The organism is Arthrobacter sp. 05L45_2, from assembly GCF_056397525.1.
Map to the genome: position 1 here is coordinate 1 of NZ_JBFTNO010000177.1, position 6,634 is coordinate 6,634.

Consider the following 6,634-nt stretch of genomic DNA (forward strand, 5'->3'; position numbering starts at 1 on the left):
CCTCACCGATCACGGCCCTGCTGCGCAACGCGTTCGGCACCCTCAGCCCGGTCGAATCCGCGGTGATCATCGCGGAGCTGTTCATCACCGGGTTCCTGGTCCTCCGGCTGGCCGCGCACCTGTTCCGGTTCGGCTCCATCCACTACTCCGGCAAACTCTCCATCGCCGGGACGTTCCGGAAGCGCAGCAGCACCGCACCCGCCAAGTAGCCGGCTCCGGCCGGATGCAACGAAGGGCTGCCCGCCGGCACAATCCGGCGGGCAGCCCTTCGGCGTCGTTGGTGTTAGTCCTTGCGGCGGACGGAGAGTCCACTGCCGGTGGCGGCCCCGCCGTTGGGCCGGGCCGAGGCGTCCGGGCCGCCCATGGTCAGCTCCAGAAGGTCAGGCGCGGTGTCCACCAGGACCGTGTCGCCGTCGGCGATCTCGCCCGCGAGAATAGCCTTGGCCAGCCGGTCGCCGATCTCCCGCTGCACCAGGCGCCGCAGCGGACGGGCACCGTAAGCGGGGTCGAAGCCCGTCACGGCCAGCCAGGCGCGGGCGCCCTCGGTTACCTCCAAGGTGAGCCTGCGGCCCTTGAGCCGGTCGGCCAGTTCCTTGACCTGCAGCTCCACGATCTCGGCCAGTTCCTCCACACTGAGCGGATCGAAGAGCACCACCTCGTCGAGCCTGTTGAGGAACTCCGGCTTGAACGAGGCGTGCACGGTGGCCATCACCGCGTCGCGCTTGGCCGCGGAGTCSAGGTKCGGGTCCACGAGGAACTGGCTGCCCAGGTTGGAGGTCAGGACCAGGATCACGTTSCGGAAGTCCACGGTGCGGCCCTGGCCGTCGGTGAGGCGGCCGTCGTCGAGCACCTGCAGGAGGATGTCRAAGACCTCCGGGTGGGCCTTCTCCACCTCGTCCAGCAGGAGCACGGAATACGGACGACGGCGGACRGCCTCGGTCAGCTGGCCGCCTTCCTCGTAGCCGACGTAGCCCGGGGGCGCACCCACGAGCCGCGCCACGGAGTGCTTCTCCGAGTATTCGGACATGTCGATCCGGACCATCGCCCGCTCGTCGTCGAACAGGAAGTCCGCCAGGGACTTGGCGAGCTCGGTTTTGCCGACGCCGGTGGGGCCCAGGAACAGGAAGGACCCGGTGGGCCGGTTGGGGTCGCTGATTCCGGCCCGGGCGCGGCGCACGGCGTCGGACACCGCGGTGACGGCCTTGGCCTGGCCGATGAGCCGCTCGCCGAGGACATGCTCCATCTCGAGCAGTTTCTGGCTCTCGCCCTGCAGCATGCGGCCGGCGGGAATGCCGGTCCAGGCGGAGATCACCTCGGCGATGTCATCCGCGGTGACCTCATCGGCCACCATCAGGTCCTGCTTCGCGCCGCCGCCGGCGACCCGCGCCGATTCGGCCTCGGCGGCCGCGTTGAGTTCGCGTTCCAGGGCCGGGATCTCGCCGTAGAGCACGCGCGACGCCGTTTCCAGGTCGCCCTCGCGCTGGGCCTTGTCCGCCGCGGAGCGCAGCTCGTCCAGCTTGGCTTTGAGGTCACCGACGTGGTTCAGGCCAGCCTTTTCCGCTTCCCAGCGGGCGTTGAGCCCGGCCAGCTCTTCCTTCTTGTCGGCCATGTCGGCCCGCAGCGCGGCCAGACGCTCCACGGCTGCGGCGTCGGTCTCGCCGGCCAGGGCGAGCTCCTCCATGGTCAGCCGGTCCACCTGGCGCCGGAGCTGGTCGATCTCCTCCGGCGCGGAATCGATCTCCATCCGCAGCCGGGACGCGGCTTCGTCGACGAGGTCGATCGCCTTGTCCGGCAGCTGCCGCCCGGTGATGTACCGGTTGGACAGGGCCGCGGCCGCAACGAGCGCGGAGTCCGCAATGGCGACCTTGTGGTGCGCCTCGTAGCGCTCCTTGAGGCCGCGCAGGATGCCGATAGTGTCGTCCACGCTGGGCTCGCCGACGAAGACCTGCTGGAAGCGGCGTTCCAGGGCTGGGTCCTTTTCGATGTTTTCGCGGTATTCGTCCAAGGTGGTGGCGCCGATCAGCCGGAGCTCGCCGCGGGCCAGCATGGGCTTGAGCATGTTGCCGGCGTCCATGGAGCTGTCACCGGAGGCGCCCGCCCCCACCACGGTGTGGATCTCGTCAATGAAGGTGACGATCTGGCCCTCGGAGCTCTTGATTTCCTCCAGGACGGCCTTGAGCCGCTCCTCGAATTCACCGCGGTACTTGGCGCCGGCCACCATCGAGGCCAGATCCAGCGCGATCAGGGTTTTGCCGCGCAGGCTCTCCGGGACATCGCCGGCGACGATCCGCTGGGCCAGTCCCTCGACGACGGCGGTCTTCCCGACGCCGGGCTCTCCGATGATCACGGGGTTGTTCTTGGTGCGGCGGCTGAGGACCTGGATGATGCGGCGGATCTCGGCGTCGCGCCCGATCACCGGATCCAGTTTCCCGGAGCGGGCGATCGCGGTCAGGTCGGTGCCGAATTTCTCCAGCGCCTGGAAGGTGTTTTCGGGATCGGCGCTGTCCACCTTGCGGTCTCCGCGCACGCCCGGCAGCGCCGCGACGAGCGCCTCGTGGGAGGCGCCGGCCTCGCGCAGGAGGCGTCCGACGTCGTCGTTGCCCGAAGCCAGGCCCAGGAGCAGGTGCTCGGTGGAGACGAAGCTGTCGCCGAGGCGCTCCGCCTCGTTCTGGGCGTTCTTGATTGCCTGCAGTCCGCTGCGGGAGAGCTGGGCCTGCTGCACGCTGCCCCCGGAGCTGGAAGGGAGGGCCTTGATGGCGGTGCTCGCCTGGACGCTGACGGCGTCGGGGTCGGTGCCGGTGGCCCGCAGAAGCGCGACGGCCACGCCCTCGCGCTGGTCCATGAGCGCTTTGAGCAGATGCGCGGGTTCGAGCTGCGGGTTGCCAGCGGTCGAGGCGTTCATGGCGGCCGCGGCGAGAGCCTCCTGGCTCTTGGTGGTGAATTTGGCGTCCAAAGAGGGCTCCTTCCGGGATGAGACTAGCGTCAAAGTTGAGTGTATCTCGCTCAACTTTGGATTTGACCTCTTTTGCACCATGTTTGCCCACGGCGAAACTGCTGTCTAGGGGCGGGGGGTGGAGGGGGTGCGGGGGGTGGGGCCGGGGTGGGGCCGGGCGTGCGTCGCAAATTGCACATGTCCCGGGATGAACCCTGACGGACATGCCCATCCTTCGGACGCCCCTATGGACATGTCCACTCGCGGGACCGAGTGAAGTGCATGCCCTGCGGCCGCCCAAATCGCGTCCGGACATGCCCGTCGCTGATCCCACCGGATGGACATGCCCATCCTTGGCGCCAGCCGATGGACATGACGAGTACCTACTGGGTTCCCCGATGGACATGCCCATTCTTCGCCCGGAGCAGTGGACATATTCCAGATATGTCCACTGGCCGAACCCTGGACCGGGCATGTCCGTCAAGGGCCCTGAACGATGAGCGTGTGCGACGAGGCTGCCCGCTAAGAATGAGCCTGTCCATCCCGGGGCGGTGAAGATGGGCCTGTCCGTCTGGGGCCCAGGAAAATGGGCATGTCCGGCATAAAAGAAGCGATCCGGCGGTCGGCTCCCCCAAGGAACCGACCGCCGGATCGAATAATAGCTACGGGTAAAGTCTGTCACAGATTTGACAAGTTTGTCACACGACGCGCTGCCGGGGGCGTCGTCGGACCTCTGTACTGTGGACTCATGACTGAGAACTCGGCCCCCGAGCACGGCCCGCGCAGCGTTTTCCTGGACAAAGAGCACCCCGCGGCGTGGCGCGCACTGAACGGCCTCGGGCTCAAAGCCAAGGAGTCCGCGACCGAGGCCGGCCTGGACCAGACCCTGATCGAACTGCTGAATGTCCGCATCTCGCAGATCAACGGCTGCGCCTTCTGCCTGGACCTGCACGTGGGCGACGCCGTGAAGAACGGCGAGTCGGCACAGCGGCTGGCTGTGCTGCCGGCATGGCGCGACACCACACTCTTCACCGACAAGGAACGCGCGGCCCTCACACTGGCCGAGGCGATCACCAACATCTCCGACGCCGTGGCACGCGAGCACGAAGGACGCGCGGCGCGCAGGCACCTCAGCGACGCCGAGTTTTCAGCAGTCAGCTGGCTCGCTATCACAATGAACGCCTTCAACCGCGTCTCGATCGTCAGCCAGCACCCGGTCCGGAACAAGGCGCAGGGCAACCCCGGGTCAAAGGACTAGGCCCGGGCAGCACGCCCGGCTGCCGGCAAGGGCTAGGTGTCAGGGGATGAGCCGGTCGGCCCTCAGCCGGTCAAACAACCCCGTGAAGGAATCCAGGGTCCGGCGGTACCCGGTGAAGCCTGCCAGGCGGCTCTTGCTCATGTCGGCCAGGACCTCGATGTTGCGGCCCAAATCGCCGTCGGTGTGCCACCACGAGGAGACGCGCGCGAGGTCCGTTTCGGCGAGTCCGTGCCGTGCAGCCATGTCCGCCCAGACGGATTCCATGCCCTGCATCTGCACTTCCAATGGCCTGGGTTCGCCCTCAAACCCGACGGCCTCGACGCCGAAGTAGGCGGCCAGACGCGGCCACATCCAGCGCCAGCGGAAGACGTCGCCGTTGACGATGTTGTAGGCCTGGTCCCCCGCGCTGTCCGCCGTCGCCGCCCAGAGCATGTGTTCCGCCAGGAGCCCGCTGTCCGTCATGTCGGTGAGGCTGTTCCACTGCGTCTCTGAACCCGGGAAAATGAACGGCTGGTGCAGTTCCTTGCAGATGGACGCCTGCACCGCCAGCGTGAGCCCCATGTTCATGGCGTTCCCCACCGCGTGTCCGATCACCGTATGGGCGCGGTGAACCGACCAGCTGAAGCCCTGCCGTCCCGCCGCCGCCCACAATTCGTCCTCCTGGGCGTAGTAGAAGTTGGGAACAGGCAGGCGGGGCTCGTCCTCGTGGAAGGGGGTGTCCGGCATCTCGCCCGCCGCGTACGCCTCAAAAGGGCCAAGGTAGTGCTTCAGCCCGGTCATCAGGGCCACGTGTTCCACGGGGCTGTCGCGCAGGGCATTGAGCAGGTTCCCCAGCAGCGCGGCGTTGACCTCAATGTTTTCCCGTTCCGTGCTCTGCCGCGACCATGCCGTAAAGAACACGTGCGTCGGTTTTTCGCCGGCGAGCGCCGCCGCGAGGCTCGCCGGCGAGGTGAGGTCCGCGCTGACGGACCGGACACCCGGCCGCGATACCCCGCCGCGGGTCAGCGCCAGGACGTCCCATCCCGTCTCGGCGAGGAGGGTGACGAGGGCGGAGCCGGYGATGCCGCTGGCTCCCACCACCAGTGCGGTGCGTCCGTGGGCCGGGGCTGAGCTGTTGTGCACTGAATTCCTTCTGTTCGCGGGAGGGGCCTCTCTCCACCCTAGGCCGTGCGGCCCGACGTCGTCCCCGGCCCCCGCCCGAGGCGTCCCACCCCCTACGCCGGGTAGATCGACACCGCGGCGGCCTTGACCACGAAGTACACGGACACCCCGGGGGCCAGGCCAAGGTCCGCGGACGCGGCCGGCGTGACATCCGCGGACAGCTCCCCGGCCCGGACCCGGATCTGGTCGCCGTGCTGCTCCAGGTCGGTCACCGTCACCCGGAAGCTGTTGCGCGGGCTGCCGTGCGCCTCGCTGAGGAAGACAGAGACGGCCGACGGCGGGAAGGCGGCCACTCCGCTTTGGCCCAGGACGGGCGGGTCCTCGTGCCGGCCGGCGAGTTCCTGTCCCCCGGCGGTCAGGATTCCGCCCGGGGTGAGCGTCCCTGCCACGAGGTTCAGCCCGGCCAGCCCGGCGGCAAAGCGGCTGCGTGGCCGCTGGAGGACGTCACGGGTGGGGCCGTCCTCGGTGATCCGTCCTTCTTCCAGCACGATCACGCGGTCGGCCAGCATGTAGGCGTCCAGGACATCATGGGTGACGATGATGGCGCGGCGCCCGGCCAGCACCCGCTTCAGCAGACGCCGCAGCAGCGGGGCAGCGTGAACATCCAAGGCGGCCATCGGCTCGTCCAGCAGGAGCAGGTCGGGGTCGGCAGCCAGTGCCCGGGCCACCGCCACGCGCTGGGCCTGGCCGCCGGACAGCTCCCCCGGCCGCCGTCCGGCTAGCTCCGAGGCCTCGACCTCCGCCAGCCAGTGCCGGGCGGTTTCGCGGGCCCGGGCGCGGCCGGCACCGGCGCTGCGGGGACCGAACGCCACGTTGTCGAGCGCGCTCAGATGTGGAAACAGCAAGGGTTCCTGGGCCAGCAGCGCCGTGCCGCGCCGATGCGGAGCGGTCCAGGCGCGCGGAGCGGTCCAGGCGCGCGGAGCGGTTCCGGCGTGCGGAGCGGTCCAGGCATGCGGGCCTCCGCCGAGGTCAAAGAGCACACGCCCGTCGAGCTTGGCCCGGCCGGCGTCGGGGCGGAGCAGGCCGGCGACGACCGAGAGCAGGGTGGATTTCCCCGCACCGTTCGGTCCCAGCACCGCCACCGTCTCGGCCGGCCCCAGGCTCAGGGAGACGTCGAATCCGCGTGCCGCCACGGCGGCGTCGAGTGTAAAGGTCATGCCCGCCCCCAACCGTCAGGCGACGGCCGCCGGTAACTGAGCCCGACGACGATGACCGCCACCGCGACGAGAAGCAGCGACAGGGCGACGGCGGCGTCGGCGTCGGTCTCGCGCTGGAGGTAGATC

The 6,634-nt window shown here is 69.0% G+C and carries 4 protein-coding genes and 1 pseudogene; 2 read left to right on the top strand and 3 right to left on the bottom strand.

The window, feature by feature from the left end; all coding sequences use genetic code 11:
* A pseudogene (locus tag AC1DHD_RS12765) lies at window positions 1-209 on the top strand (ABC transporter permease); the annotation flags it as partial.
* Between the two features lie 74 nt (window positions 210-283).
* Here AC1DHD_RS12765 and clpB read toward each other — a convergent pair.
* A complete protein-coding gene (gene clpB, locus AC1DHD_RS12770; protein ID WP_476880071.1) occupies window positions 284-2,953 on the bottom strand; it encodes an ATP-dependent chaperone ClpB in 2,670 nt (889 codons plus the stop codon).
* Between the two features lie 727 nt (window positions 2,954-3,680).
* On the opposite strand from clpB, the gene AC1DHD_RS12775 reads away from it, so the two are divergent.
* On the top strand, window positions 3,681-4,190 hold the full coding sequence (locus AC1DHD_RS12775) for a carboxymuconolactone decarboxylase family protein (RefSeq protein WP_476880072.1): 510 nt from the start codon (window positions 3,681-3,683) through the stop codon (window positions 4,188-4,190).
* Between the two features lie 39 nt (window positions 4,191-4,229).
* On the opposite strand, the gene AC1DHD_RS12780 is transcribed toward AC1DHD_RS12775, so the two are convergent.
* Window positions 4,230-5,312, bottom strand: a complete 1,083-nt coding sequence (locus AC1DHD_RS12780; RefSeq protein WP_476880073.1) for an SDR family oxidoreductase — start codon at window positions 5,310-5,312, stop codon at window positions 4,230-4,232.
* Window positions 5,313-5,404: 92 nt separating this feature from the next.
* Window positions 5,405-6,508: a sulfate/molybdate ABC transporter ATP-binding protein gene (locus AC1DHD_RS12785; RefSeq protein ID WP_476880074.1), complete on the bottom strand. Its 1,104-nt coding sequence runs from the start codon at window positions 6,506-6,508 to the stop codon at window positions 5,405-5,407.
* Between the last annotated feature and the right edge of the window lie 126 nt (window positions 6,509-6,634).